We start from the raw sequence: 25,947 nt of genomic DNA on the forward strand, positions 1-25,947 counted from the left end.
CCCCACTTTCCTTTCGTCATCTTCCTTCCTCGCAGGAGCGCCCCATGGCACGCACCAACCCGATGCACCTCCTGAAGCGTCTCGCCGCCGAGCACGCCGACGCACGACGACTGAACATCCCCGTTGACGAACTCCGCGGCATGCGAGGCGACGCCCTCGGACGCCGCTCGCTCCTCAAGTACGCGGCCGCCGCCGGTGTGGCCGTCGGCGCCGGGGGCGCCGCCACCCTGGGCGGGGCCGTCCCCGCCCGCGCCGCCACGCTCGACCCGCCGATCAACAGCAACGCCCGGATCGCCGTCGTCGGCGCCGGCATCTCCGGCCTCACCGCCGCCCTGACCCTCCAGGACGCGGGCCTGAGCCCCACCCTCTACGAGGCCAACCCCTCCCGGGTCGGCGGTCGCATGTGGACCCAGCGCGACCACTGGGCGTACGGGCAGACCTCGGAGATCGGCGGCGAGCTGATCGACACGAGCCACAAGAAGATCCTGGAACTCTGCCGCCGCTTCAACCTCCAGGTCGAGGACTTCCTCGGCGGCGGCCCCAACGGTGCCGAGGAGGTGCTCTGGTTCGACGGCGGCTACTACTCGCGCGACCAGGCCGACGAGGACTTCAACGCGGTCTACCAGGCCCTGCGCCGCGACCTCTCCGAGGCGGGCGAGGTGTACTGGAACCAGACCACGCCCACCGGCACCGCCCTCGACAACATGTCCGTGTACGAGTGGATCGAGACCCGCGTCCCCGGCGGCCACTCCTCGCGGCTCGGCCAGTTCCTCGACGTCGCCTACAACGTCGAGTACGGCGCCGACACCACCGAGCAGTCCTCGCTCGCCCTCGTCCTGCTCATGGGCTACCAGACCAACCCGGGCAACTTCAACGTCTGGGGCCTCTCCAACGAGCGCTACCACATAGTCGGCGGCAACGACCGGCTCCCGAACGCCGTCGCCGGTGCCCTCAAGCCCGGCACCCTGCGGTACGGCTGGTCCCTCACGGCCGTACGGGCCAACGCGGACGGCACCCAGACCCTGACCTTCTCCGAGGCGGGCGCCACCCGGACCGTCACCGCCGACCAGACGATCCTCTGCCTCCCGCTGCCGATCCTCAAGCAGCTCGACCTCTCCCTCGCGGGCTTCGACCCGCTCATGAAGAACCTCCTGCGGGACGCCCGCATGGGCTACTGCACCAAGCTCAACATGCAGTTCGCCACCCGCCCCTGGCGCGGCACCGGCGCCTGGCCGGGCGTCTCCGCCGGTGACTGCTTCACCGACACCGAGGTCCAGCAGACCTGGGACACCACCAAGATCCAGGGCGGCACCGGCGGCATCCTGCTCCAGTACGGCGGCGGCAGCCTCGCCAAGAACCTGAACCCGGCCGGGCCGTTCTCCACCGAGTCCGACCCGTACGTGCGGTCCCTGGTGACCCGCTACCTGGCCGGCATCGACGCCTTCTTCCCCGGCACCTCCAAGGCGTACACGGGCCGCGCCCAGCTCTCCGCCTGGCACAAGAACCCGTACTCGCTCGGCGCGTACTCCTGTTGGCCGGTCGGCTACCTCCACCGGTACGCGGGCTACGAGGGCAAGGCCCAGGGCAACGTCCACATCGGCGGCGAGCACTGCTCGTACGACTTCCAGGGCTTCATGGAAGGCGGCGCCACCGAGGGCGAGCGCGCCGCCAAGGAGGTGATCGCCGCGCTGCGTTGATCAGGCGGCGGGGGCGGGGGCGATGTTCTGGTTGAACCGGAACACGTTGTCGGGGTCGTAAGCGGCCTTCACGGCGGCGAGCCGGCGGTGGTTCTCCTCACCGAAGGAGGAGACGATCCGCCGCTCGCCCTCGTCCCCGACGAAGTTCAGATAGGTCGCGTCGAGCGCCCAGGGCCGCACGTCCGCCCGGACGTCGTGCACCCACTGCCTCGCCTGCTCGTCGTACGCCGGGTCCTCCCAGGTCGCGAACGGGTGCACCGCCCACGGAGCGGTGCGCCACGGCTGCGGGTACGCGGAGGGCCCGGCGGCCACGGCCCCGCCCATCGGGAACAGCACGTGCTGGGTGGCCGTCCCGGCCGGGATCCGCGCCCCGCGCTCGCAGAAGACGTCCACGGCCGCGTCGGGGCACTCCCGCAGGTACTCGGCCGACCAGTAGTTCCGCAGCCCCGGAGGGTCGTCCAGCATCGACTGCAGCTGCGCGTACGGGAGATCGTCCACCAGCTCCACCACGGGGCCGAGCGCGAAGAGCGGCGCCGCCAGCTCGCGGACCTCGGAGACCGGTCCCGCGTACGTGAACAGGGCGCCGCAGAGCAGCTTGCCGACCAGCTCCTCCGGGACGAACGGCTCCGGCGGCGCGGGCAGGTAGATCGCGCCGCCGCCGATCCCGTCGGGCGCGCCCTCGACGAGGTCGCGGTAGAGGCGGACGACCTCGGGCGCCTTGTCCGGCAGGAAGAACAGCATCACCATGCTCATCCGGGGCAGCGGATGCAGCCGCAGCGTCAGCGAGGTCGCCACCCCGAAGTTCCCGCCGCCGCCGTGCAGCGCCCAGAAGAGCTCCGGGTTCTCGTCCGCGTCGGCGCGGACGTGCTTGCCCTCGGCGGTGATCAGGTCGACCGCGAGGAGGTTGTCGCTGGCGAGCCCGAACTTCCGCTCCAGCCAGCCGGACCCGCCGCCGAGCACGAAGCCGCCGACCCCGGTCGTCGACACCCGCCCCCCGGTGGTCGCCACGTGGAAGGGCTGGCACGCCTGGTCCAGGTGGGCCATCGTCGCCCCGCCCTCGATCCGTACGGTCATGGCCTCGGGGTCGACGACGGTGCCGTGCATCCGGCGCAGGTCGACGACGAGGGCGCCGTCGATCACGGAGGTACCGGCGACACTGTGTCCGCCGCCGCGCACCGCGATCGGAAGCCCGGTGTCACGGCCGAAGAGGATCGCGTTGGAGACGTCGGCCGCGGTGGCGCACTGGGCGATCACCGACGGACGCCGGTCGATCATGCCGTTGTGCACGGCACGGGCCGCGTCGTAGCCCGGATCGCCGGGGAGGAACACCTCGCCCGCGAGGTCCTCGACCAGTCCGGCCAGGGCGCTTTCGGAGACCTGGGGAGCCATGGGAGCCCCCCTTTCGGTACGGGGGACGGGACCCTCTCATCGTAGGTCCGGGGCCCGTCCCCGCGCGCTCCGTGGCGGCCGCCTCAGCCGCCGTACGCCCCGCTCGCCGTCAGGCGCAGGGCGGTGTCGATGAGCGGGACGTGGCTGAAGGCCTGCGGGAAGTTGCCCACCTGCCGCTGGAGGCGGGAGTCCCACTCCTCGGCGAGGAGGCCGAGGTCGTTGCGGAGCGCGAGCAGCTTCTCGAAGAGCGCCCGGGCCTCGTCGACCCGGCCGATCATCGCCAGGTCGTCGGCGAGCCAGAACGAACAGGCGAGGAACGCGCCCTCGTCGCCCTCCAGGCCGTCGACGCCGGCCTCGTCGCCGGCCGTCGGATAGCGCAGCACGAAACCGTCCTCCGTGGACAGCTCCCGCTGGATCGCCTCGATCGTGCCGATGACCCGCTTGTCGTCCGGCGGCAGGAAGCCCATCTGCGGGATCAGCAGCAGCGAGGCGTCGAGCTCCTTGGAGCCGTACGACTGGGTGAAGGTGTTCCGCTCCTTGTCGTAGCCCTTCTCGCAGACGTCCCGGTGGATGGTGTCGCGCAGCTCGCGCCAGCGCTCCAGGGGCCCGTCGGCGTCGCCGGACTCGATGAGCTTGATCGTGCGGTCGACGGCCACCCAGGCCATCACCTTGGAGTGGGTGAAGTGGCGGCGCGGGCCGCGGACCTCCCAGATGCCCTCGTCGGGCTGGTCCCAGTGGGTCTCCAGGTACTTGATCAGCTTCAGCTGGAGGAGGGAGGCGTAGTCGTTGCGGGACAGGCCCGTCATGTGGGCGAGGTGCAGGGCCTCGGTGACCTCGCCGTAGACATCCAGCTGGAGCTGGTTGGCGGCGCCGTTGCCCACCCGGACCGGGCCGGAGTTCTCGTACCCGGGCAGCCAGTCGAGCTCCGCCTCGCCGAGCTCGCGCTCCCCGGCGATGCCGTACATGATCTGGAGGTTCTCCGGGTCGCCCGCGACCGCGCGGAGCAGCCAGTCCCGCCAGGCGCGGGCCTCCTCGCGGTAGCCGGTGCGCAGCATCGAGGAGAGGGTGATCGCCGCGTCCCGCAGCCAGGTGTAGCGGTAGTCCCAGTTCCGTACGCCTCCGATCTCCTCGGGCAGGGAGGTCGTCGGGGCGGCCACGATCCCGCCGGTCGGCGCGTACGTCAGCGCCTTCAGGGTGATCAGGGAGCGGATCACGGCCTCGCGGTAGGGGCCGTGGTACGTGCAGTGCTCGACCCACTCGCGCCAGAACTCGACAGTGGCCTCCAGGGACCCCTCGGGGTCGGGGAGGGGCGGCGCCTCCTTGTGGGAGGGCTGCCAGGAGAGCGTGAGGGTGATCCGGTCGCCGGGGGAGACGGTGAACTCGGAGTACGTGGTGAGGTCCTCGCCGTGCGTCTCGGCGTCCGTGTCGAGCCACACCGAGTCCGGCCCCGCGACGGCGACCGTGCGCTCGCCGACCTTGTGCACCCAGGGCACGATCCGGCCGTAGCTGAACCGCATCCGCAGCGCGGAGCGCATCGGGACCCGGCCCGAGACGCCCTCGACGATCCGGATCAGCTGCGGGGCGCCGTCGCGCGGGGGCATGAAGTCCGTCACCCGGACCGTGCCGCGCGGGGTGTCCCACTCGGATTCCAGGATCAGCGAGTCGCCCCGGTAGCGGCGGCGGTCGGCGGGGGCCGGTTCGGCGTTCCGGGGCCCGGCCGGGCCCACCCGCCAGAATCCGTGGTCCTCTGTGCCGAGGAGTCCCGCGAAGACCGCCTGGGAGTCGAAGCGTGGGAGGCACAGCCAGTCCACGCTGCCGTCCCGGCAGACCAGGGCGGCGGTCTGCATGTCTCCGATGAGTGCGTAATCCTCGATGCGCCCGGCCACGTGCTTCACTCCAGTCGAACGGCCACGTCCGCCCCTCGGGGCGCTTGCTCCAGTTACCCGAACGTCAGCGGTCAAGGGTTCGTCGCCGAGCTCTCGGTCCGGTTGACGGGCGGGGTGGTGCCGCTGGCCGGCCGGCTCGGCGGGCAATGTCCGAGCAGGATACGACGCACCCTAGTGACCCGGTGATCACCTCGGTAACGGCACTGCTCCGATCGGGTGAACACACTTTCGGCAACCTCCCCCAGGACGGTTCCGGGCGGTAATGAGGGCCGTCGTTCCGGCGGCTCCTCCGCCCGTGGCGGACCGCGTCCACCCGACTGCCGCGCGTGGCCGGAAGCGGTCTCCCGATGTCGCTGATACCCTGGTACCCCGTGGACCGGTGGGAAACGGCGACAGCCGAAGACCCCCGAAACCGCAGCGACGGCACCCCCCGATTCTTCCGGAGGGCACGCCGGAACGCACCTCCAAACGCGACCACGGGAGCCCCCTCTTGGCGATGCCGCCCAACACCACGACGACCAAGCACATCTTCGTCACCGGGGGTGTCGCCTCCTCCCTCGGCAAGGGCCTGACCGCCTCCAGCCTGGGTGCGCTCCTCAAGGCCCGCGGACTGCGGGTCACGATGCAGAAGCTCGACCCGTACCTGAACGTCGACCCGGGCACGATGAACCCCTTCCAGCACGGTGAGGTGTTCGTCACCAACGACGGCGCCGAGACCGACCTGGACATCGGCCACTACGAGCGCTTCCTCGACGTCGACCTCGACGGCTCGGCCAACGTCACCACCGGCCAGGTCTACTCGCAGGTCATCGCCAAGGAGCGGCGCGGCGAGTACCTCGGCGACACCGTGCAGGTCATCCCGCACATCACGAACGAGATCAAGTCCCGGATCCGCCGCATGGCGACCGACGACGTCGACGTCGTCATCACCGAGGTCGGCGGCACGGTCGGCGACATCGAGTCGCTGCCGTTCCTGGAGACCGTCCGCCAGGTCCGCCACGAGGTCGGCCGCGACAACGTCTTCGTCGTGCACATCTCGCTGCTGCCCTACATCGGCCCCTCCGGCGAGCTGAAGACCAAGCCGACCCAGCACTCGGTCGCCGCCCTCCGCAACATCGGCATCCAGCCCGACGCGATCGTGCTGCGCGCCGACCGCGAGGTCCCGACCGCCATCAAGCGCAAGATCTCGCTGATGTGCGACGTCGACGAGGCCGCGGTCGTCGCCGCGATCGACGCCAAGTCGATCTACGACATCCCGAAGGTCCTGCACACCGAGGGCCTGGACGCCTACGTCGTCCGCAAGCTCGACCTGCCCTTCCGCGACGTGGACTGGACCGTCTGGGAGGACCTCCTCGACCGCGTCCACAACCCCGTCCACGAGGTCACGGTCGCGCTCGTCGGCAAGTACATCGACCTGCCCGACGCCTACCTCTCGATCACCGAGGCCATGCGCGCCGGCGGCTTCGCCAACAAGGCCCGCGTCAAGGTCAAGTGGGTCACCTCCGACGACTGCAAGACGCAGGCCGGCGCGGAGAAGCAGCTCGGCGACGTCGACGCGATCCTCATCCCCGGCGGCTTCGGCGACCGCGGTGTGAACGGCAAGATCGGCGCGATCCAGTACGCCCGTGAGAAGAAGGTGCCGCTGCTCGGCATCTGCCTCGGCCTCCAGTGCATCGTCATCGAGGCCGCGCGGAACCTGGCGGGCATCCCCGAGGCGAACTCCACCGAGTTCGACCCGGCGACCGCGCACCCCGTCGTCTCGACGATGGAGGAGCAGCTCGCGTACGTCGAGGGCGCCGGTGACCTGGGCGGAACGATGCGCCTCGGCCTCTACCCGGCGAAGCTCGCCGACGGCTCGGTCGTCCGCGAGGCCTACGGCGACGAGCCGTACGTCGAGGAGCGCCACCGTCACCGCTACGAGGTGAACAACTCCTACCGCGCCGAGCTGGAGAAGAAGGCCGGTCTGGTCTTCTCCGGCACCTCCCCGGACAACAAGCTCGTCGAGTTCGTCGAGTACCCGCGCGAGGTCCACCCCTACCTGGTAGCCACCCAGGCGCACCCGGAGCTCAAGTCGCGTCCGACCCGGCCGCACCCGCTCTTCGCGGGCCTGGTCAAGGCGGCCGTGGAGCGCAAGACCGCGAAGTAGTACGAGCACGGCGGCGCGTTAACGTAGCCGGGGTACGGGTCCCTTCCGGGACGCGTACCCCGGCTTTCGCGTGTTGTCTCATGTCACGTTCGGAGGACAGTGATGCAGGTGCAGGACACCCCGGAGGAGTGGCGGGTCGCCGCCACCGCGACCCCCTTCCAGGGCAACAAGACCAGCGTCCGCACGGACGACGTCGTGATGCCGGACGGCTCCGTCCACCGTCGCGACTACCAGGTCCACCCCGGGTCGGTGGCCGTCCTCGCCCTCGACGAGGAGGACCGCGTCGTCGTCCTGCGGCAGTACCGGCACCCCGTACGGCAGAAGCTCTGGGAGATCCCGGCCGGGCTGCTCGACGTGCCCGGGGAGAACCCGCTGCACGCGGCGCAGCGCGAGCTGTACGAGGAGGCGCACGTCAAGGCGGAGGACTGGCGGGTGCTGACGGACGTCTACACGACGCCGGGCGGGTGCGACGAGGCCGTACGGATCTTCCTCGCGCGGGATCTGTCGGAGGCGGAGGGGGAGCGGTTCGAGGTCTCCGAGGAGGAGGCGGACATGGAGCTGGCGCGGGTGCCGCTCGGGGACCTGGTCCGCGGGGTCCTCGCGGGCGAGCTCCACAACAACTGCCTGGTGGTCGGTGTCCTCTCGCTCGCGGCGGCCCGGGCGGCCGACGCCGTCGAGGCGCTGCGCCCGGCCGACGCGCCCTGGCCCGCGAGGCCCTTCGAGGCCTGAGGCGCTTTGAGGTCCGAGGTCCTTCGAGGTCCGAGGTCCTTCGAGGTCCGACGTCCTTCGAGTTCCGAGGCCCGCAGTGGTGTGACCATCGGCTGATCCGATCGGGGGATGTGCCCGCCGCGCTCCGCCGGGGGCGCGGCGGGGGCTGAACTACGCTCGGGAACGCCCGGGAGGAGATCCTCGCGGGATCGGCTCGTGCGCAGGTGGACGGGAGCGTGGCCCGTGACGGATCAGGCGGTGGCGGCGGCCGTGGGTCGGCGGTTCTTCGGCCGGCAGCGGGAGCTGAAGGCCCTGCGCGCCGACATCGAGCGCACCGGCCTCGACACGCTCACGGGCCGCAAGGCCCCCCGCGCCCGGGTCCTGCTCGTCGCCGGGAAGCCCGGATCCGGCCGTACCGCGCTCGCCGAGGAACTCGCCGCCGCCGTCGCCGACCGGTACCCCGACGGGGTGTTCCGGGCCCGGCTGCGCGAGCCCGGCGGGGAGCCCGTCCCCGCAGCCCGGGTCGCGCAGGAGCTGCTCGCCGTGCTGGGGGTCGCCGAGCCGCCCGGGGCCGCCGAGGACGAGCTGACCGAGCTCGTGCGGGGCGCGCTCGCCGAGCGGCGGGCCGTGCTGATCCTCGACGACGCCGTCGACGCCGAGCAGGCCGATCCGCTGATCCCGGACGACCCGGGAGTGCTCGTGGTCGGGGTGTCCACGGGACCCCTCACCGGCATTCCGGACGTCCGGCCCTGCACCCTCGGCGGCCTGGACCCCAAGTCCGCCATCGAGCTGCTCACCGGCTTCACCGGTTCCGTACGCGTCACCGTCGACCCGCAGGCCGCCGAGTCGCTCGTCGAGGCCTGCGGCGGACTCCCCGGCGCCGTCGTCCTCGCGGGCGGCTGGCTCGCCGCCCGCCCGAAGGCCTCCGTCGCCGATCTGGCCAAGCAGCTGCGCGGGCACGGCGGGGATCCCCTCACCCGGGCCTTCCTCGTCGCCCACGAGGGCCTGCCCGGGACCGCCGCCCGGATACTGCGCTACCTCTCCCTCGCCCCGCTCGGCCGCGCCGACGCCCACACCGCCTCCGCCCTGGCCGGCTGCTCGGTCTCCGCCGCGGCGACCACCCTCGCCGACTTCGCCGCCATGGGGCTCGTCTCCGCCGGCGAGGACGGACAGTACGAGGTCCCCGGCCATCTCGTCCCCCTGCTCCGCGCCCAGCTGGAGGAGCGCGACCGGCCCGCCGAGGTGCAGCTCGCCCGGGCCCGGATGCTGGAGCGGACCGTACGGCTCCTCCAGTCGTGCCGTGCGGTCACCGAGCCCGAGGGCTCGGCCGCCCACGAGAAGCTGGCCGGGCTGCCCCGCGCCCTGCGCTTCCCCAGCGCCGAGGCGGGCGCGGAGTGGCTCCGTTCACGGCAGGCCGTCCTGCTCGCCTCCGCCCGGATCGCCGTCGCCGACGGAGAGCTCGACACCCTGGCCCGCCGCCTCATCGCCTCCCTGGTGCGCGCGCTCGCCGCCCACCGGGGCGCCGAGGCCGCCGCGCCGGAGCTGTACGGGCTCCACCGGCTCGTCCTGGACGTGGCCGAGCGGCGCGGGCTGCACCGCGAGCGGGCCGCGGCCCTCCTCAACCTCGCCGATCTCGACGCCGGGACCGGACGGACGAAGGAAGCATTGCTGCGATATCGGTTGGCATTGGAGGCCGGAAGGGAAGCAAATGATCCGTACGCCACCGGTCGCGCAATGGAATCCGTAGGTGGGGCGTATCAGGAGCTGGGCGACTGGATGCGGGCCGGCGACTGGTACGGGCGGGCGCTCGCGCAGCGCCTCGCCCGCGACGAGCGTGCCGACCAGGCCCGGCTGTACGCCCGCCTCGGCGCCGTCGGGACCTACGCGGGGCGGTACGGCGAGGCGCTGCGCCACTGGCGGGCCGCCGCGGCCGGATACCGCAGGCTCTCCGATCTCCCGGGCTACGCAAGGGCGTTGAGCGAGGCGGCGCGCGTCCAGGAGTACGCGGGCCGTCCCGAGGAGAGCCTGCGGACCTGCGAGGAGGCGGTGGAATGGGCCCGCAGGGCCCAGGACGTACGGCTCCAGGCGGCGCTCCAGATGCGGCTCGCGGACACGCTCGACCGGCTCGGCGACCCCGCCGCGGCCCGGCTCCACAGGGTCGCTGCCGAGCGATTGCTGGAATCTGACGCCACAGCCTGCGAAATCCGCAGTGGGTTCGAGAAAGATTAGTACTTTGAAAGGCTAGACACCGGGAACTCCTTCATTAGACTGGGTCCGCCGCGTTCGAACGTGGTCTGCCCCGGTGCGCCGCAGTGCATCCGGGTATGTATCGCATTACCCCAGTTGTCCCCCCAGATTCAAGGACCGTGATCGACGATGAAGGTCGGCATCCCCCGCGAGGTCAAGAACAACGAGTTCCGCGTGGCCATCACCCCTGCGGGTGTCCACGAGCTCGTCCGCAACGGCCACCAGGTCTTCGTCGAGCAGAACGCCGGTGTCGGCTCCTCGATCACGGATGAGGAGTACGTCGCCGCCGGCGCCGAGATCCTCGCCACCGCCGACGAGGTCTGGGCCACCGCCGACCTGCTGCTCAAGGTCAAGGAGCCCATCGCGGAGGAGTACCACCGCCTCCGCAAGGACCAGACCCTCTTCACCTACCTGCACCTCGCCGCCTCCCGCGAGTGCACGGACGCGCTCCTCGAGTCCGGCACCACCGCCATCGCGTACGAGACCGTCGAGACCGCCAACCGCGCGCTCCCGCTGCTCGCCCCGATGTCCGAGGTCGCGGGCCGCCTGGCCCCGCAGGTCGGCGCCTACCACCTGATGCGCTCCGTCGGCGGCCGTGGTGTCCTCCCGGGCGGCGTCCCCGGCACCCACGCCGGCAAGGCCGTCGTCATCGGTGGCGGCGTCTCCGGCTGGAACGCCGTGCAGATCGCCGTCGGCATGGGCTTCCACGTGACCCTGCTCGACCGTGACATCAACAAGCTCCGCGAGGCCGACAAGATCTTCGGCACCAAGGTGCAGACGGTCGTCTCCAACGCCTTCGAGCTCGAGAAGGCCGTCGTCGAGGCCGACCTCGTCATCGGTGCCGTCCTCATCCCGGGCGCCAAGGCCCCGAAGCTGGTCACCAACGAGCTCGTCGCCAAGATGAAGCCCGGAAGTGTCCTTGTCGACATCGCGATCGACCAGGGCGGCTGCTTCGAGGACTCGCACCCGACCACGCACGCCGAGCCGACCTTCCAGGTCCACAACTCGGTCTTCTACTGCGTCGCCAACATGCCGGGCGCGGTCCCGAACACCTCCACCTACGCCCTCACCAACGCCACGATGCCCTACATCGTGTCGCTGGCGAACAACGGCTGGGTCGAGGCGCTGCGCCGCGACTCCGCGCTCGCCCTGGGCCTCAACACCCATGACGGCAAGGTCGTTTACAAGGAGGTTGCCGAGGCCCACGGTCTCGAGCACGTCGAGCTGAGCACCCTCCTCGGCTGATCCCTCCGGCGTCCCCGAGGCGCCCGGCGGCGGCGCCGTCAACGCGCGCCGTCAATGCCACACACCCGGCCGGACCTTGTTCGACAAGGTCCGGCCGGCTGTGTCTCCGGCCACGCCAAAACGTTCGGCCAACTCGCCTCGAACGTAACTGTTTAACCGTTTCGCGCACCCCTGAAACGTGCGGATGCATGCCCGTGCACCCTTGACAGAGGGGTGTTCGGTTGCCGACACATCGGGCCGGGTCCGGCGGATTGTGTTGCTGCGGAGCGGTGACACGCCATAGAGTCGCCAACCGTCGGCATGGTGCCACGCTGACCTATCGATAAATGTTCCTGGTGACATCCAAGGAGGTAAGACGACTTGTGAATGAGTCGACAATTACTCCCGGGAGCGGTGCGCCAGGTGCCCCGATCGGCTCCGTCGCGGTGCGGACCTTCGCGACGCACCAGCCCATGACGACAGCCCACACGATGAAGACGATGGACGGCCTACACGTGAACGCCACGGCCGGCAACGAGATGGGCCGAGAGTCCACCCACTTCGCCGCCTACGACGAGGTGCCCGAGGGGCACTTCTACGACCCCGACGCCGAGTACGAGCCCGACCCGGAGTACGCGGCCACCCTCGCACCCGACGCTGCCCGCCAGCGCCGCGAGCGGATCGGCCCGACCGGACGGCCGCTGCCGTACTTCCCGATCCCGGGTCCGCTGACCGACCACGGACCCGCGAAGATCATCGCGATGTGCAACCAGAAGGGCGGCGTCGGCAAGACCACGTCGACCATCAACCTGGGTGCCGCACTCGCCGAGTACGGACGACGGGTGCTGCTCGTCGACTTCGACCCGCAGGGAGCCCTGTCGGTCGGCCTCGGCGTGAACCCGATGGAGCTCGACCTCACCGTCTACAACCTGCTCATGGAGCGGGGCATGTCGGCCGACGAGGTCCTCCTCAAGACCGCCGTCCCCAACATGGACCTGCTGCCGAGCAACATCGACCTCTCGGCCGCCGAAGTCCAGCTGGTCAGCGAGGTCGCCCGCGAGTCGACGCTCCAGCGCGCCCTCAAGCCGCTGATGAACGACTACGACTACATCGTGATCGACTGTCAGCCCTCGCTCGGCCTGCTGACCGTGAACGCCCTGACGGCGGCTCACAAGGTCATCGTGCCGCTGGAATGCGAGTTCTTCGCCCTCCGCGGCGTGGCCCTGCTGACCGAGACCATCGAGAAGGTCCAGGAGCGGCTCAACCCCGAGCTCGAACTCGACGGCATCCTCGCCACGATGTACGACTCCCGGACGGTGCACAGCCGTGAGGTCCTGGCGCGCGTCGTCGAGGCCTTCGACGACCACGTCTACCACACGGTCATCGGGCGGACCGTGCGCTTCCCGGAGACCACGGTCGCCGGCGAGCCCATCACCACCTACGCCTCCAACTCCGTGGGCGCCGCCGCGTACCGCCAGCTCGCCAGGGAGGTGCTCGCCCGGTGTCACGCCGAGTGAGTCTGCCCGGCGCCGACGAACTCTTCCGTACGACCGGGGGGATGGCGCTCCAGTCGTCCTCACCCCGCCGGGCCGTCCCGGCCCCGGCGGGCGAGAGCGACACGGCGGCGGCCGAGGGACCCGCGGAGCACACGGCCGCGGACTCCGAGGCGGCCGAGCCGCGCGCCCGGACGGCGGAGCCGGAAGGCCCCGCCGCCAAGGCGCCCGTCGCCGCACCCGCCGCGGCGGTCCCCGCCCCGGGGACCCGGCGGCGCGGCGGCCGTACCCCGAGCAGGCGGCCCAGCGGCCGCGAGCGCCACGACGAGAAGATCACGGTCTACGTCTCCGCCGAGGAGCTCATGGACCTGGAGCACGCCCGGCTCGTGCTCCGCGGCGAGCACGGTCTCGCCGTCGACCGCGGCCGGATCGTCCGGGAGGCGGTCGCCGTCGTCCTCGCGGACCTGGAGTCCCGGGGCGACGCGAGCATCCTCGTCCGCCGTCTGCGCGGCCGCTGACGGTAGCCTGCGGGCTGCCGCGCTCCCCCGTACCACCTGGACATCCATGCACCACGCCTCTGACGAAACGTCCCGCCCGCCGGGCCGCCGCCCCCTGGGCAGCGGCCCGGGCGAGACGGCGGGGGCCGCCGTGCCCCCCGCCGCCGACGAGCGGTTCACCGTCCGGCTCGCGAACTTCGAGGGCCCCTTCGACCTGCTCCTCCAGCTGATCACCAAACACAAGCTGGACGTGACCGAGGTCGCCCTGTCCCAGGTCACCGACGAGTTCATGGCGCACATCCGCGCCCTGGGCCCCGACGGCGACCTCGACCAGACCACCGAGTTCCTCGTCGTCGCCGCCACCCTGCTCGACCTCAAGGCCGCCCGGCTGCTGCCCGTGGCCGACGTGGAGGACGAGGGAGACCTCGCCCTCCTGGAGGCCCGCGACCTGCTCTTCGCCCGCCTCCTCCAGTACCGCGCCTACAAGCGGATCGCGGAGATCCTGGAGGACCGCTGGGACACCGAGGCCCGCCGCCATCCCCGTACCGTCGGCCTCGAACCGCACCACGCGGCCCTGCTCCCCGAGGTCGTCATCTCCATCGGCGTCGAGGGCTTCGCGAAGCTCGCCGCCAAGGCCATGCAGCCCAGGCCCGCGCCCGAGGTGTACGTCGACCACATCCACGCCCCGCTCGTCAGCGTCCGCGAGCAGGCCTCCGTGGTCGTCGCGCTGCTCCGCGAGCGCGGCACGGCGGTCTTCCGCGAGCTGATCGAGGACGCCGGGGACACCCTCACCGTCGTCGCCCGCTTCCTCGCCCTCCTGGAGCTCTACCGGGAGCGGGCGGTCGCCCTCGACCAGGAGACCGCCCTGGAGGACCTCACGGTCTCCTGGACCGGCGGCGAGAGCGACCCCTCCGGCGCCGTGACCGACGAATTCGACCAGGAGGCCACCGCAGCGTGAGCGACCTCAAGCCCAGCCTCGAAGCCGTCCTCATGGTCGTCGACGAGCCCGCCACCGAGAAGGACCTCGCCAAGGTCCTCGACCGCACCCCCGACGAGGTCGCCGACGCCCTGCGCGAGCTGGCCGACGAGTACACCGCCCAGAACCGCGGCTTCGAGCTGCGGTACGTCGCCGGGGGCTGGCGCTACTACACCCGCCCCGCCCACGCGGCGGCCGTCGAGGCCTTCGTCCTGGACGGCCAGCACGCCCGTCTCACCCAGGCGGCCCTGGAGACCCTCGCGGTCGTCGCGTACCGCCAGCCCGTCAGCCGTTCCCGCGTCTCGGCGGTCCGCGGAGTCAACTGCGACGGCGTCATGCGGACCCTCCTCCAGCGGGGTCTGGTGGAGGAGGCGGGCGCGGAACCCGAAACAGGTGCGATCCTGTACAGGACGACGAACTACTTCCTGGAGCGGATGGGCCTGCGCGGCCTGGACGAACTCCCCGAGCTCGCGCCCTTCCTCCCCGAGGCGGAGGCGGTCGAGCCGGACTCCCTCGAAGGCGTCCCGTCGTTCGATCCGGACGCAGACGTAGACGACAAGACGGAAATGTGATGCGAAGCAGCAGCGGCAGGAACAGCAGCGGAAACAACGGCGGGAGCCGTGGTGGCAACAGCGGCGGCCGCGGCGGCAGCAGCGGCGGAGGCCGTGGCAACAGCGGCGGTGGCGGCGGGCGCGGGAACTACCGCGGCGCCGGCAACGGCCGCGACGACCGCCAGGGCGGCGGCCGTCCCGGTCAGGGCGGCGGCCGTCCGGGCCAGGGCGGCGGCGGCCGTCCCGGTCAGGGCAGCGGGCGCCCCGCGCAGGGCGGCGGCCGGCCGACCGGCGCCGGCTCGCGCAACGCGCGCCCGGAGGAGCGCAGCTACGACGAGCGCTACAGCACCGGCGGCTCCTCGCAGGGCGGCCCCAAGAGCGGCCGCGGCGCCTCGGCCCGCGGTGGCGCCAAGGGCGGCCCCCGGCAGTCCCCGCAGCGCGGCGGCGGCCGTACGGCCCCGGCCCGCTCGCGCGAGTACGACGCCCGTACGGAGGAGCGGAACCGGGAGCGGTACGCCGGCAAGCCCGAGATCAAGCTCCCCAAGACCTTCCCCGGCGCCGAGCAGGAGGGTGAGCGCCTGCAGAAGGTCCTCGCCCGTGCCGGCATGGGCTCCCGCCGCACCTGCGAGGAGCTGATCGAGCAGGCGCGCGTCGAGGTCAACGGCGAGATCGTCATGGAACAGGGCATGCGCGTCGACCCGGAGAAGGACGAGATCAAGGTGGACGGCCTCACCGTCGCCACCCAGTCGTACCTGTTCTTCGCGCTGAACAAGCCGGCCGGCGTCGTCTCCACCATGGAGGACCCGGACGGCCGCCAGTGCCTCGGCGACTACGTCACCAACCGCGAGACCCGGCTCTTCCACGTCGGCCGTCTCGACACGGAGACCGAGGGCATCATCCTGCTCACCAACCACGGTGAGCTGGCCCACCGCCTCACGCACCCCAAGTACGGCGTGAAGAAGACCTACCTCGCCGCCATCACCGGCCCGCTGCCCCGCGAGGTCGGCCGCCGCCTCAAGGACGGCATCGAGCTGGAGGACGGGTACGCCCGCGCCGACCACTTCCGCGTCGTCGAGCAGACCGGCAAGAACTACCTGGTCGAGGTCACTCTCCACGAGGGCCGCAAGCACATCGTCCGCCGGATGCTGGCCGAGGCCGGCTTCCCGGTCGACAAGCTGGTCCGTACGGCCTTCGGCCCGATCGGCCTGGGCGACCAGAAGTCGGGCTGGCTGCGCCGCCTGACCAACACCGAGGTCGGCATGCTGATGAAGGAAGTCGGGATGTAGTTCCCGGCCTCCCGGCCTCCCGGCTTCCCGGCCTTCCGGAAGTCCTTGTGGTTCGGACCCACCCCCCTTAGAGTCAAAGTGACGCTAAGGGGGGTGGGCCTCTTTGGTGACCGGAAGGGCGGCTCCGCATGACCCTCGCACGCACCGCGACCAAGCAGGCCGCGACCGGGGCCCTGATCGGGCTCGCGCTCGGTGACGCCCTCGGCTTCCCGACCGAGTTCAACGACGTCCCGTCGATCCTCGCGAAGAGCGGCCCCTGGCGGCGGATGGCGCTGCCCGTCAGCAACAAGAAGGCGTACGTCACCGACGACACCCAGATGACCCTCGCCTTCGCCCGGGGCATCCGCACCGCCATGGACCGGGGCGTCCTCGCCCCGCTGCGCCTCGCCCGGCCCGTCCGCGACGAGTTCGTCGACTGGTACCACTCCCCGGAGAACAACCGCGCCCCCGGCAACACCTGCCTGCGCGCCTGCCTGCTCCTCGACGGCGACCGGCCCTGGCAGGACGCCAGCCAGATCCACTCCAAGGGCTGCGGCGCCAACATGCGGGTCGCCCCCATCGGCCTCGTCCCCGGACTGAGCGAGGAGCAGCGGGCCGGCGCCGCGCAGCTCCAGGCGGCCCTGACCCACGGTCACCCCACCGCCCTCGCCGCCTCCGACCTCACCGCGCGGGCCGTGTACCTCCTCGCCCAGGGCGTGGACCCGGCCGGCCTCGTCGGACAGCTGCGCTCGTACGCGTACGAGAACCGCGACCGCTACCACGAGCACTGGCTCGGCGACCTCTGGACCCGCTCCCAGGACCCCAGTGCGCTGTCCTTCGTCCGGCGCGGCTGGGACGAGTGCCTGGCCGTCCTGGAGCGGCTCGACGCCGTCCAGCGCACGGCCGACCCGGAGCTCGACCCCTGCGAGTACACCGGCGACGGCTGGATCGCGGAGGAGGCCCTCGCGACCGGGCTGCTCTGCTTCCTGCTCTTCCCCGACGAGCCGCTCACCGCGCTCCGCCGGGCCGCCTGCACCCGGGGCGACTCCGACTCGATCGCCGCGCTGGCGGGCGCCTTCGCCGGAGCCCACCTGGGCGCGGCCGCCTGGCCCGCCGAGTGGGCGGACGTCGTCGAGTACCGCAGCGACCTGCTGACCTTCGGCGCGCTCTGGGACGCTTGATCCATGACGCTCACCCTGGAATCCGCCGGGCCGGCCGGTTCCGCCCTCGACGCCGACCTGTCCGCCGTCGTGGCGGAACAACCCGACCCCCTGCTCTTCGCCACCGTGTCGGGCGCGCACCTCTACGGCTTCCCGTCCCGTGACTCGGACGTGGACCTGCGCGGCGCGCACCTGCTCCCCGTGGACGCCGTCATAGGCCTCCGTGAGCCGGAGGAGACCCGTAGCCGGATGTGGGACCGGGACGGCGTCGAGATGGACCTCGTCACGCACGACCTGCGGAAGTTCGCCCGGCTGATGCTGCGCCGCAACGGCTACGTCCTGGAACAGCTCACCTCCCCGCTCGTTGCCCACACCACGGAGACCCACACCGAGCTGGTCGCCCTCGTTCCGGAGCTGCTCACGAGTCACCACGCACACCACTACCGGGGCTTCGCCGGGACGCAGTGGCGGCTCTTCGAGAGCAGCGGCGAGCTCAAACCGCTGCTCTACACCTACCGTGCGCTGCTCACCGGCATCCACCTGATGCGCTCGGGTGAGGTACAGGCCCATCTGCCGACCCTGGTGGGGGAGGTGACGGAGGCCCCCGCCCGGCTGTCCGACCTCGTCGCCGCGAAGGCGGCTGCCGAGCACGGCCTCGCGGAAGTGGCGGTCGAGGATGTGCGGGCCGAGATCGAGGCCCTGCACGGGGTCCTGGACGTCGCCCAGGCCGCCTCGGGGCTCCCGGAGGCCGTAGGCGTCCACGACGCGCTGCACGACCTCGTCGTGCGGGCCCGGCTAGGGATGCTGGAGCACGCTCAGCGCTGACGCGCGGCGCGTGCGGATCAGGAAGTCCTGCACGCGCGCGTGGTCCGGGGTGGCCGGGAGTGGGCTCGTGTCGTGGGCCCGGTCGGCCTCGTCCTGGAGGCGGTTCATCCAGGACTCGACCTCGGGCCACGGGACCTCGCCGCGCTTCACCGCGAGGAGGCGCTCGCGCTCCTCGCCCACGTCGATGCGGAGCTCGCCCGTCCGCAGCAGATCGCGGCAGCTCGCCAGGAGTCGCAGCAGGTGCATCGCGTGCTTCCAGCGCGGGGCGCCGTACTGGCGGACGTCCGCCTCCAGCTTGCGGCGCTGCCCGCCGGCGTACCGGACGAAGGTCTGGTGGGCCTGGCGGGAGAGGAAGGCCCCGCGCAGGGCGAGGAGTTCGCGGCTCGTGTCGTCGACGTGCTCGACGACGGGGGAGTGGAGGCACTCCAGGACGTTCGGGTTGTTCCGCAGGGCCAGCTCGCAGAAGCGTTCCAGCTCCCAGCTGAACTGCTCGTCGGCCGGGCCCTCGACATGGGCCGGGGGCTTGTCGAAGCGCCAGAACAGCGGCGTGGGCGCGAGATAGACACCCCGCACGTCCGTGTCGCTGTCCTCGGTCGCGAGACCGAAGGCGCGCGAGCCCATGACGCAGGAGTAGATCGTGTGGTCGCGCACCAGGTCTTCGGGAGTCATGCGCGGCAGGCTATGCCAAGGTGATCGTTTCGTCCGAGACAATAATCGGCTCCTCGGGCAACGGGCGGGGAGCCGGTCCCGCCGCCACCGAGCCGTCCGCGATCCGGTACTTGGAGCCGTGGCAGGGACAGTCGATGGTGCCGTCCGCGACCTTGTTCACCAGGCAGCCCTGATGGGTGCAGACCGCCGAGAAGGCCCGGAAGTCGCCCTCGGCGGGCTGGGTGACCACGACCTTCCGGTCGGTGAAGACCTTGCCGCCGCCGACCGGGATCTCGGAGGTCCTCGCGAGCACGGCGGCGGAGGCCTCGCCCGTCGCGGAGCTCGGGGCGGCCGTGGTCGGGACCGGCGCCGGGCTGGCGGCCTCCCCGGTGCTCGTACCGCCGTCGCTCCCCTCCCCGCCGTCCGAGCCGCAGCCGGTCGTCAGGGCCGCGGCGGCGAACAGGACGGTACGGCGCGGGGGCGTCACACGTGGAGTCATGGCGCCAGCTTGGCGGGGCCCGGGGCCGGGGTCCCGCGACACGCGCGCGCGTACTCCGAGTGGCGGAGCATCCCGGTCCGGGTGAGATTGGGCGTGTTCCGGTTCGGACGAAAGGCAGGATCGACCATGGCGGGTAACGACCTCGGCAGTCTTCTCGGCGGTCTCCTCGGAGGCGGCGGTCAGGGCGGCAGCGGCGGCGGCGCCGGAGGCATCCTCGGCTCCCTGCTCGGTGCCCTGATGAGCGGCGCGGGCGGCGGGGCGGGCGCGGGCGGCGGCGCGGCGGCAGGCGCCGGCGGCTCGAACCCGCTCGGCGGACTCCTCGACATGCTCACCAAGTCCGGCCTCGCCGACCAGGCCCAGTCCTGGATCGGCACCGGCGAGAACCAGAGCGTCAGCGGCGCCGAGATCGCCCAGGCCCTCCCCGACGAGACCCTCCAGCAGGTCGCGGCGGAGGCCGGCGTCAGCCCGGAGCAGGCCGCCGACGAGATCGCCCAGTCGCTGCCACAGGCCGTCGACAAGCTCACCCCCGGCGGCTCGGTTCCCGCCGGCTCCCTGGAGGACATCATCCGCCAGCAGCAGCTCTGACCGGCCCCCCGGCCGGAGAGCTCCGCGCGCCCGCCCGCCGTCTCGGAGGGCGGGCGCCGCGACGAGCCGCCCCCGGCGCTGACTACGCTGGTCGGAGCATTGGACGCAGGCGAAGGAGTACGACGTGGCGGTACGAGCGGTCCGAGGCGCCGTCCAGCTGGAGCGGGACGAGGCCGGGCACATGCGCGAGCAGGTCGAGGAGCTCCTCACCGCCGTCCTCGCGCGCAACGAGCTCACGCCCGACGACCTCATCAGCATCTGGTTCACGGCCACGCCCGACCTGCACAGCGACTTCCCCGCCGCCGCGGCCCGCGAGATCGGCATCGTCGACGTGCCCCTCATCTGCGCCCAGGAGCTCGACATAGAGGGCGCGATGCCGAGGGTCGTCCGGCTCCTCGCCCACGTCGAGACCGAGCTCCCCAAGACCGAGATCGCGCACGTCTACCTCGGCGCCGCGGCAGCCCTCCGCAAGGACATCGCCCAGTGAGAACAGCGCTCGTCATCGGCACCGGCCTCATCGGCACCTCCGCCGCCATGGCCCTCCAGGGCCGGGGCGTCACCGTCCACCTCCGCGACCACGACCCCGCGCGCGCCCGCACGGCGGCGGCGCTCGGCGCCGGCACCGACGAGGCGCCCGAGGGCCCCGTGGACCTCGCCATCGTCGCCGTACCCCCCGCGCACGTCGCCGCGACCCTCGCCGACGCGATGAAGGCCGGGCTCGCGCGTGCCTACCTCGACGTCGCCAGCGTCAAGGGCGGGCCGAAGCGCGAGCTGGAGGCGCTGGGCCTCGACCTCACCGCGTACATCGGCTCCCACCCCATGTCCGGCAAGGAGCGCTCCGGTCCCCTCGCCGCGACCGCCGACCTCTTCGAGGGGCGGCCCTGGGTCCTCACCCCGACCCGGGACAGCGACACCGAGGTCCTCAACCTCGCCCTGGAGCTCGTCGCCCTCTGCCGCGCCGTGCCCGTCGTCATGGACGCCGACGCCCACGACCGGGCCGTCGCCCTCGTCTCCCACACCCCGCAGCTGGTCTCCTCGATGGTCGCCGCGCGCCTGGAGGAGGCCGACGAGTCGGCCGTACGCCTCTGCGGGCAGGGCATCCGCGACGTCACCCGGATCGCCGCCTCCGACCCGCGCATGTGGGTGGAGATCCTCTCCGCCAACCCGGGCCCCGTCGCCGACGTCCTCGCCGGCGTCGCCGCCGACCTCGACGAGACCGTCCGCGCCCTGCGCTCCCTCCAGTCCGCCGACGCCGCCGAGCGGCAGGACGGCGCCTCGGGCGTCGAGGACGTCCTGCGCCGGGGCAACGCCGGCCGCTCCCGCGTCCCCGGCAAGCACGGCGCCGCCCCCACGGCGTACGAGACGGTCGCCGTCCTCATCAGCGACCAGCCCGGCGAGCTGGCCCGGATCTTCGCAGACGCGGGCCGCGCGGGCGTCAACATCGAGGACGTCCGCATCGAGCATGCGACCGGCCAGCAGGCCGGCCTCGTCCAGCTCATGGTCGATCCGAAGGCCGCCCCGGCCCTCGGCGAGTCCCTGAAGGAACGGGGCTGGGCCCTGCGGACGGGCTGACGACGGCACCGGGGGAACACGGCCCGGCGGACCCCGAAGGGACCGCTGGGCCGAACGGGTGCGTGGGACTCGGTAACCTTGTGGAGGTGCCCGCAACCCCGCCGGGCCCCTACAGGCTCCCCCAGGAAGGTGTTCCCACCGTGGAATCCGTGATCGTCGCCATCGACGGGCCCTCTGGCACGGGCAAGTCGAGCACCTCGAAGGCGGTCGCCGCCAAGCTGGGGCTCAGCTACCTCGACACCGGTGCCCAGTACCGCGCGATCACCTGGTGGATGATCAGCAACGGTGTGGACGTGCACGACGCCGACGCCGTCGCCAACGCGGCCTCCAAGCCGGTCATCGTCTCGGGCACCGACCCGTCCCGCCCGACCATCACGGTCGACGGCGCCGACGCCTCCGGCCCGATCCGCACCGAGGAGGTCACCTCCAAGGTCAGCGCCGTCAGCGCCGTCCCCGAGGTGCGCACCCTCATCACCGAGCTCCAGCGGTCCATCGCCAAGGGCGCCGAGCTCGGCATCGTCGTCGAGGGCCGGGACATCGGCACCACCGTCCTGCCCGACGCCGACCTCAAGGTCTTCCTCACCGCCTCGCCCGAGGCCCGCGCCGCCCGCCGCTCCGGCGAGCTCAAGGGCGCCGACGTGCACGCCACGAAGGAAGCCCTCATCAAGCGGGACGCGGCCGACTCCAGCCGCAAGACCTCCCCGCTCGCCAAGGCCGACGACGCCGTCGAGGTCGACACCACCGAGCTCACGCTCGACCAGGTCATCGAGTGCGTCGTCACCCTCGTCGAGGAGAAGAGGGCGGCCGCGAAGTGACCTTGCCCTCCGAGAGGGGCGCCGCCGTCGGCAGACGCATCGGCATCGGCCTGATGTACGGCTTCTGGAAGCCGCGCGTCCTCGGCGCCTGGCGGGTGCCGGCCTCCGGCCCCGTCATCCTCGCCGTGAACCACGCGCACAACATCGACGGCCCCATGGTCATGGGCACCGCACCCCGCCCGGTGCACTTCCTCATCAAGAAGGAAGCCTTCGTCGGACCTCTCGGGTCCTTCCTGGACGGCATCGGGCAGGTCAAGGTCGACCGGGACAGCACCGACCGGAACGCGATAGGCAACGCCCTGGGCGTCCTGGAGCAGGGCGGCGTCCTCGGGATCTTCCCCGAGGGCACCCGCGGCGAGGGCGACTTCGCCTCGCTGCGCGCGGGCCTCGCCTACTTCGCGGTACGCGGCGGGGCGCCGATCGTCCCCGTGGCGGTTCTGGGAAGCACCGACCGCCGGGGACGGCTGGTCAAGGGGCTGCCCCCGCTGCGCGGCCGCGTCGACATCGTCTTCGGGGACGCCTTCGACGCGGGCGACGGCTCGGGGCGCCGCACCCGCAAGGCGCTCGACGAGGCCACCGTACGGATCCAGGAGCGGCTCACCGGCCACCTGGAAAACGCCAGGCGCCTCACCGGGCGCTGAGCGAGACTTTCAGTAGTGGGCCCCGCCGCCGGGGACCCACCGACCACGAATGATCAAGGAACGGACTTCATGAACGACCAGCACGACCACGGGGCACTTGGCGACGCCGAGTACGCGGAGTTCATGGAGCTCGCCGCGGAAGAGGGCTTCGACGCGGAGGACGTCGAGGGCGCGATCGAGGAGGCGGGCCACGGCCCGCTCCCCGTCCTCGCCGTCGTCGGCCGTCCGAACGTCGGCAAGTCGACCCTGGTGAACCGCATCATCGGCCGCCGCGAGGCAGTCGTCGAGGACAAGCCGGGCGTCACCCGCGACCGCGTCACCTACGAGGCCGAGTGGGCCGGCCGCCGTTTCAAGGTCGTCGACACCGGCGGCTGGGAGCAGGACGTCCTCGGCATCGACGCCTCCGTCGCCATCCAGGCGGAGTACGCGATCGAGGCCGCCGACGCCTGCCTCTTCGTCGTGGACGCCACCGTCGGCGCCACCGACACCGACGAGGCCGTCGTCCGGCTGCTGCGCCGTGCCGGCAAGCCGGTCGTCCTCGCCGCCAACAAGGTCGACGGCCAGTCCGGCGAGGCCGACGCCGCCACGCTCTGGTCCCTGGGCCTCGGCGAGCCGTTCCCCGTCTCCTCGCTCCACGGCCGCGGCACCGGCGACCTCCTCGACGAGGTCCTGAAGAAGCTGCCCGAGGCCCCCGAGCAGCGCTTCGGCAACGCGGTGGGCGGCCCCCGCCGCATCGCCCTCATCGGCCGTCCGAACGTCGGCAAGTCCTCCCTCCTCAACAAGGTGGCGGGCGAGAACCGCGTCGTCGTCAACGAACTGGCCGGCACCACCCGCGACCCGGTCGACGAGCTCATCGAGCTCGGCGGCGTGACCTGGAAGTTCGTCGACACCGCCGGCATCCGCAAGAAGGTCCACCTCCAGTCCGGCGCGGACTACTACGCCTCCCTGCGGACCGCGGCCGCCATCGAGAAGGCGGAGGTGGCCGTCATCCTCATCGACACCACCGACAACATCTCGGTCCAGGACCAGCGCATCATCACGACGGCCGTCGAGTCCGGCCGCGCGATCGTCATCGCCTACAACAAGTGGGACGAGCTCGACGAGGAGCGCCGCTACTACCTCGAGCGCGAGATCGAGACCGAGATGCAGCAGGTCGCCTGGGCGCCGCGGGTCAACGTCTCCGCCAAGACCGGCCGCCACATGGAGAAGCTGGTCCCGGCGATCGAGACCGCCATCGCCGGCTGGGAGACCCGCGTCCCCACCGGCCGGCTCAACGCCTTCCTCGGCGAGATCGTCGCGGCCCACCCGCACCCGATCCGCGGCGGCAAGCAGCCCCGCATCCTCTTCGGCACGCAGGCGGGCACCAAGCCGCCCCGCTTCGTGCTCTTCGCCTCCGGCTTCCTGGAGGCGGGCTACCGCCGCTTCATCGAGCGCCGCCTCCGCGAGGAGTTCGGCTTCGAGGGCACCCCGATCCACATCTCGGTGCGCGTGCGCGAGAAGCGCAGCCGCAAGAAGTAGAACGGACATGACCGAGGGCCGGGACTCGTGGAGTCCCGGCCCTCGGCCGTTTCAGATTCCCCTGCGGGGGCCCGGCGGGAGCGCCGCCGGGCTGTGGTGCTGCTGCGTCGTCCACATCGGCTGGTACGCGGCGGAGTGCCGGTATCCGAGCCCGTTGCCGCTCGCGGGCCCGTGCCCGTACGACGGCCCCGCGTACCCGCTTCCGGTCCCGCTTCCGCCGCCGAGCCCGCCGCCGATCCCGCTCCCGTACAGACCGGTGCTGGCGGTCGTGCCGAAGGCCCGGAAAGGGACCTCCTCCTCACCGCTGCGGTCGCCCGGCAGTGTCCGGAACGACCGGCTGTACTCCGCGTACAGGGCGTCGAAGATCGGCGTGGCCGACTGGCCCGCCGGGACGTCCTGCGCCGGGCGCATGGCGGGGATCTGGCTCGGATACGGCTGGAGGAAAGGGTCGTATGGGTGCACGTACGTGCCAACGACCCCGCCGCCCGTCGGATGCGGGCGGCTCTCCGAAAGAGGCGCGCGCCGGGGGCGCGGGACGGTCGCCCCGCTCCGCCCCGTCGCGCCGCCCGGGCCGTCGGGCCCGCCGAGGCCACCGAGCCCGCTCAGATCCCTGAGCCCGCTCAGATCGCCGAGCCCGCCGAGGTCCCTGAGCCGGCCCGGATCACTGAGGCCGCCGAGGTCCCCGAGCCGGCCGAGGTCGCCCAGGCCTCCCGGCGGCGGTCCCGGGCGGCCTCCGGGGGCCCGTGCGGGCTCTATGCCCGGCCGGCCGTCCTCCATCAGGTCCCGGCCAGCGGCATCGCGGCAGCCACCAGGCGGCCGTTGGCCGCCGCCTTCTCCAGGGCGTCACGGAGCAGGTCCTCGCGCGGCTGCTGGCCGATGGAGCCCACCGGCGCGGCGAAGACGAGCACCGTGTGCGACTTGTTGGCCGCCGCGCGCCAGCCCTCGGTGACCTGGAGCGGCTGGTGGGCCTGCCACCACGCGGCCTGACCGGCGCCGTTCGGCCCCGGCTGGAGGACGGAGTGCAGCTGGCCCATGGCCACGAGCACCGACCAGCCCGGCAGCGCCGCCGGCTTCTCGTCGAGGCCGGAGACCGGCTGGAAGCCCTGGTCGGTGAGGAGCGAGAGGAACTCGTCGACCGGACCGTCCGTGCCCGGGCGGGCCACGGGGGCGGTCGGCTCCACGACGAGCGCCGGGTGCAGCTCGCCGTCGATCAGGACGAGCCCGCTGGTGACTCCGAGCACCGCCTGCTCGGGGTGGGCGGCGGAGAGCGCGTCGGCGGCGTCCGCCGCGGCGATGGAGGCGACGGCGCCCTGGAGCTGGTCCTCCGAGACGCGGACGACCTGCGAGGGGATGCAGGTCGCGTGGGCGAACGCGAGGACCGCGGTCTCCACGCCGACGAACAGCACCGTGCTGGTGCGCTCCCGCTGGGAGTCACCCGGCGTGCGGCAGGAGGTGCAGTCGTAACTGCCCGGGGCGTTGTCGCCCTCGAGCAGCCGATTGGCTTCTTCGTCGCCGATCTCGGCGCGTACGTCCTCGCTGACGTCGAGCATGCGCGGCACGGGGGGCTCCCTGGCTAGGAACGGGGGACGCCGGGCCGTTCCCGGG

General features: G+C 72.2%; 24 protein-coding genes. 18 read left to right on the top strand and 6 right to left on the bottom strand.

The features are described from left to right. The first annotated feature begins 44 nt into the window (after positions 1-44). Positions 45-1,697: a flavin monoamine oxidase family protein gene (locus ACFC0Z_RS27420; protein WP_376443199.1), complete on the top strand. Its 1,653-nt coding sequence runs from the start codon at positions 45-47 to the stop codon at positions 1,695-1,697. Here ACFC0Z_RS27420 and ACFC0Z_RS27425 read toward each other — a convergent pair whose 3' ends face one another. Together ACFC0Z_RS27425 and ACFC0Z_RS27430 are read right to left on the bottom strand one after the other, a co-directional pair. Next, entirely contained in the window at positions 1,698-3,086 is a 1,389-nt protein-coding gene (locus ACFC0Z_RS27425; RefSeq protein WP_376443202.1) for an FAD-binding oxidoreductase, read from the bottom strand. 83 nt (positions 3,087-3,169) lie between these two features. Then, on the bottom strand, positions 3,170-4,972 hold the full coding sequence (locus ACFC0Z_RS27430) for a glycoside hydrolase family 15 protein (protein WP_376443204.1): 1,803 nt from the start codon (positions 4,970-4,972) through the stop codon (positions 3,170-3,172). Between the two features lie 496 nt (positions 4,973-5,468). Here ACFC0Z_RS27430 and ACFC0Z_RS27435 point away from each other — a divergent pair, with 496 nt between their 5' ends. From ACFC0Z_RS27435 to ACFC0Z_RS27485, 11 genes are all read left to right on the top strand, one after another. Beyond that, positions 5,469-7,118: a CTP synthase gene (locus ACFC0Z_RS27435; RefSeq protein WP_376443207.1), complete on the top strand. Its 1,650-nt coding sequence runs from the start codon at positions 5,469-5,471 to the stop codon at positions 7,116-7,118. A gap of 102 nt (positions 7,119-7,220) precedes the next feature. Next, positions 7,221-7,847, top strand: a complete 627-nt coding sequence (locus ACFC0Z_RS27440) for an NUDIX domain-containing protein (protein ID WP_376443210.1) — start codon at positions 7,221-7,223, stop codon at positions 7,845-7,847. A 222-nt stretch (positions 7,848-8,069) separates the two neighbouring features. Then, positions 8,070-10,055: a tetratricopeptide repeat protein gene (locus ACFC0Z_RS27445; protein WP_376443213.1), complete on the top strand. Its 1,986-nt coding sequence runs from the start codon at positions 8,070-8,072 to the stop codon at positions 10,053-10,055. A 147-nt stretch (positions 10,056-10,202) separates the two neighbouring features. Further along, a complete protein-coding gene (gene ald, locus ACFC0Z_RS27450) occupies positions 10,203-11,318 on the top strand; it encodes an alanine dehydrogenase (RefSeq protein WP_376443216.1) in 1,116 nt (371 codons plus the stop codon). Between the two features lie 470 nt (positions 11,319-11,788). Further along, a complete protein-coding gene (locus tag ACFC0Z_RS27455; RefSeq protein ID WP_030212665.1) occupies positions 11,789-12,814 on the top strand; it encodes a ParA family protein in 1,026 nt (341 codons plus the stop codon). Beyond that, on the top strand, positions 12,799-13,308 hold the full coding sequence (locus tag ACFC0Z_RS27460) for a hypothetical protein (RefSeq protein ID WP_376443218.1): 510 nt from the start codon (positions 12,799-12,801) through the stop codon (positions 13,306-13,308). Before ACFC0Z_RS27455 ends, ACFC0Z_RS27460 begins: the two co-directional genes overlap by 16 nt. Positions 13,309-13,354: 46 nt before the next feature. Next, on the top strand, positions 13,355-14,245 hold the full coding sequence (locus ACFC0Z_RS27465; protein WP_376443221.1) for a segregation and condensation protein A: 891 nt from the start codon (positions 13,355-13,357) through the stop codon (positions 14,243-14,245). A gap of 32 nt (positions 14,246-14,277) precedes the next feature. Further along, the gene (gene scpB, locus ACFC0Z_RS27470) at positions 14,278-14,835 is read left to right on the top strand and encodes an SMC-Scp complex subunit ScpB (RefSeq protein WP_376443615.1); all 558 of its coding nucleotides are present in this window, start codon (positions 14,278-14,280) and stop codon (positions 14,833-14,835) included. Beyond that, the gene (locus ACFC0Z_RS27475) at positions 14,835-16,100 is read left to right on the top strand and encodes a pseudouridine synthase (protein ID WP_376443224.1); all 1,266 of its coding nucleotides are present in this window, start codon (positions 14,835-14,837) and stop codon (positions 16,098-16,100) included. Before scpB ends, ACFC0Z_RS27475 begins: the two co-directional genes overlap by 1 nt. A gap of 128 nt (positions 16,101-16,228) precedes the next feature. Continuing rightward, positions 16,229-17,260 (top strand): ADP-ribosylglycohydrolase family protein, encoded by a 1,032-nt coding sequence (locus ACFC0Z_RS27480; protein ID WP_376443226.1) that lies wholly within the window; start codon positions 16,229-16,231, stop codon positions 17,258-17,260. Positions 17,261-17,263: 3 nt separating this feature from the next. Continuing rightward, complete coding sequence (locus ACFC0Z_RS27485; RefSeq protein WP_376443229.1) at positions 17,264-18,064, top strand: DNA polymerase beta superfamily protein; 801 nt, start codon at positions 17,264-17,266, stop codon at positions 18,062-18,064. Here the strand turns inward: ACFC0Z_RS27485 and ACFC0Z_RS27490 are convergent. Both ACFC0Z_RS27490 and ACFC0Z_RS27495 read right to left on the bottom strand, forming a co-directional pair. Beyond that, positions 18,035-18,733 (bottom strand): DNA polymerase beta superfamily protein, encoded by a 699-nt coding sequence (locus ACFC0Z_RS27490; RefSeq protein WP_376443232.1) that lies wholly within the window; start codon positions 18,731-18,733, stop codon positions 18,035-18,037. The genes ACFC0Z_RS27485 and ACFC0Z_RS27490 overlap by 30 nt on opposite strands. 10 nt (positions 18,734-18,743) lie before the next feature. Next, a complete protein-coding gene (locus ACFC0Z_RS27495) occupies positions 18,744-19,211 on the bottom strand; it encodes a Rieske (2Fe-2S) protein (RefSeq protein WP_376443235.1) in 468 nt (155 codons plus the stop codon). A gap of 126 nt (positions 19,212-19,337) precedes the next feature. Here ACFC0Z_RS27495 and ACFC0Z_RS27500 point away from each other — a divergent pair, with 126 nt between their 5' ends. The 6 genes from ACFC0Z_RS27500 (at position 19,338) to der (ending at position 24,342) form a co-directional block, all read left to right on the top strand. Continuing rightward, positions 19,338-19,796: a YidB family protein gene (locus tag ACFC0Z_RS27500; RefSeq protein WP_376443237.1), complete on the top strand. Its 459-nt coding sequence runs from the start codon at positions 19,338-19,340 to the stop codon at positions 19,794-19,796. 124 nt (positions 19,797-19,920) lie between these two features. Next, positions 19,921-20,283: a chorismate mutase gene (gene aroH / locus ACFC0Z_RS27505; RefSeq protein ID WP_376443239.1), complete on the top strand. Its 363-nt coding sequence runs from the start codon at positions 19,921-19,923 to the stop codon at positions 20,281-20,283. Then, positions 20,280-21,368: a prephenate dehydrogenase gene (locus ACFC0Z_RS27510; protein ID WP_376443241.1), complete on the top strand. Its 1,089-nt coding sequence runs from the start codon at positions 20,280-20,282 to the stop codon at positions 21,366-21,368. The genes aroH and ACFC0Z_RS27510 overlap by 4 nt, the downstream gene beginning before the upstream one ends. 140 nt (positions 21,369-21,508) lie before the next feature. Then, the gene (cmk, locus tag ACFC0Z_RS27515) at positions 21,509-22,183 is read left to right on the top strand and encodes a (d)CMP kinase (RefSeq protein ID WP_376443243.1); all 675 of its coding nucleotides are present in this window, start codon (positions 21,509-21,511) and stop codon (positions 22,181-22,183) included. A gap of 53 nt (positions 22,184-22,236) precedes the next feature. Continuing rightward, on the top strand, positions 22,237-22,824 hold the full coding sequence (locus tag ACFC0Z_RS27520) for a lysophospholipid acyltransferase family protein (protein ID WP_376443618.1): 588 nt from the start codon (positions 22,237-22,239) through the stop codon (positions 22,822-22,824). A gap of 69 nt (positions 22,825-22,893) precedes the next feature. Further along, positions 22,894-24,342: a ribosome biogenesis GTPase Der gene (der, locus tag ACFC0Z_RS27525; protein ID WP_376443246.1), complete on the top strand. Its 1,449-nt coding sequence runs from the start codon at positions 22,894-22,896 to the stop codon at positions 24,340-24,342. Positions 24,343-24,393: 51 nt separating this feature from the next. Here the strand turns inward: der and ACFC0Z_RS27530 are convergent, their stop codons facing one another. Together ACFC0Z_RS27530 and ACFC0Z_RS27535 are read right to left on the bottom strand one after the other, a co-directional pair. Continuing rightward, on the bottom strand, positions 24,394-24,753 hold the full coding sequence (locus ACFC0Z_RS27530; RefSeq protein ID WP_376443248.1) for a hypothetical protein: 360 nt from the start codon (positions 24,751-24,753) through the stop codon (positions 24,394-24,396). A 365-nt stretch (positions 24,754-25,118) separates the two neighbouring features. Then, positions 25,119-25,901: a hypothetical protein gene (locus tag ACFC0Z_RS27535; protein WP_376443251.1), complete on the bottom strand. Its 783-nt coding sequence runs from the start codon at positions 25,899-25,901 to the stop codon at positions 25,119-25,121. Positions 25,902-25,947 lie beyond the last annotated feature (46 nt).

It is taken from the genome of Streptomyces sp. NPDC056144, from assembly GCF_042264145.1.
GTDB lineage: Bacteria > Actinomycetota > Actinomycetes > Streptomycetales > Streptomycetaceae > Streptomyces.

Bases quoted from the DNA above. Each gene is read 5' to 3' on its own strand.
- ACFC0Z_RS27480 (WP_376443226.1), top strand. From the start codon at position 16,229: ATGACCCTCGCACGCACCGCGACCAAGCAGGCCGCGACCGGGGCCCTG.
- ACFC0Z_RS27435 (WP_376443207.1), top strand. From the start codon at position 5,469: ATGCCGCCCAACACCACGACGACCAAGCACATCTTCGTCACCGGGGGT.
- ACFC0Z_RS27440 (WP_376443210.1), top strand. From the start codon at position 7,221: ATGCAGGTGCAGGACACCCCGGAGGAGTGGCGGGTCGCCGCCACCGCG.
- ACFC0Z_RS27500 (WP_376443237.1), top strand. From the start codon at position 19,338: ATGGCGGGTAACGACCTCGGCAGTCTTCTCGGCGGTCTCCTCGGAGGC.
- ACFC0Z_RS27495 (WP_376443235.1), bottom strand. From the start codon at position 19,211: ATGACTCCACGTGTGACGCCCCCGCGCCGTACCGTCCTGTTCGCCGCC.
- ACFC0Z_RS27530 (WP_376443248.1), bottom strand. From the start codon at position 24,753: ATGCGCCCGGCGCAGGACGTCCCGGCGGGCCAGTCGGCCACGCCGATC.
- ACFC0Z_RS27490 (WP_376443232.1), bottom strand. From the start codon at position 18,733: ATGACTCCCGAAGACCTGGTGCGCGACCACACGATCTACTCCTGCGTC.
- ACFC0Z_RS27485 (WP_376443229.1), top strand. From the start codon at position 17,264: ATGACGCTCACCCTGGAATCCGCCGGGCCGGCCGGTTCCGCCCTCGAC.
- ACFC0Z_RS27520 (WP_376443618.1), top strand. From the start codon at position 22,237: ATGTACGGCTTCTGGAAGCCGCGCGTCCTCGGCGCCTGGCGGGTGCCG.
- ACFC0Z_RS27455 (WP_030212665.1), top strand. From the start codon at position 11,789: ATGAAGACGATGGACGGCCTACACGTGAACGCCACGGCCGGCAACGAG.
- ACFC0Z_RS27465 (WP_376443221.1), top strand. From the start codon at position 13,355: ATGCACCACGCCTCTGACGAAACGTCCCGCCCGCCGGGCCGCCGCCCC.
- ACFC0Z_RS27425 (WP_376443202.1), bottom strand. From the start codon at position 3,086: ATGGCTCCCCAGGTCTCCGAAAGCGCCCTGGCCGGACTGGTCGAGGAC.
- ACFC0Z_RS27475 (WP_376443224.1), top strand. From the start codon at position 14,835: ATGCGAAGCAGCAGCGGCAGGAACAGCAGCGGAAACAACGGCGGGAGC.
- ACFC0Z_RS27420 (WP_376443199.1), top strand. From the start codon at position 45: ATGGCACGCACCAACCCGATGCACCTCCTGAAGCGTCTCGCCGCCGAG.
- ald (WP_376443216.1), top strand. From the start codon at position 10,203: ATGAAGGTCGGCATCCCCCGCGAGGTCAAGAACAACGAGTTCCGCGTG.
- scpB (WP_376443615.1), top strand. From the start codon at position 14,278: ATGGTCGTCGACGAGCCCGCCACCGAGAAGGACCTCGCCAAGGTCCTC.
- der (WP_376443246.1), top strand. From the start codon at position 22,894: ATGAACGACCAGCACGACCACGGGGCACTTGGCGACGCCGAGTACGCG.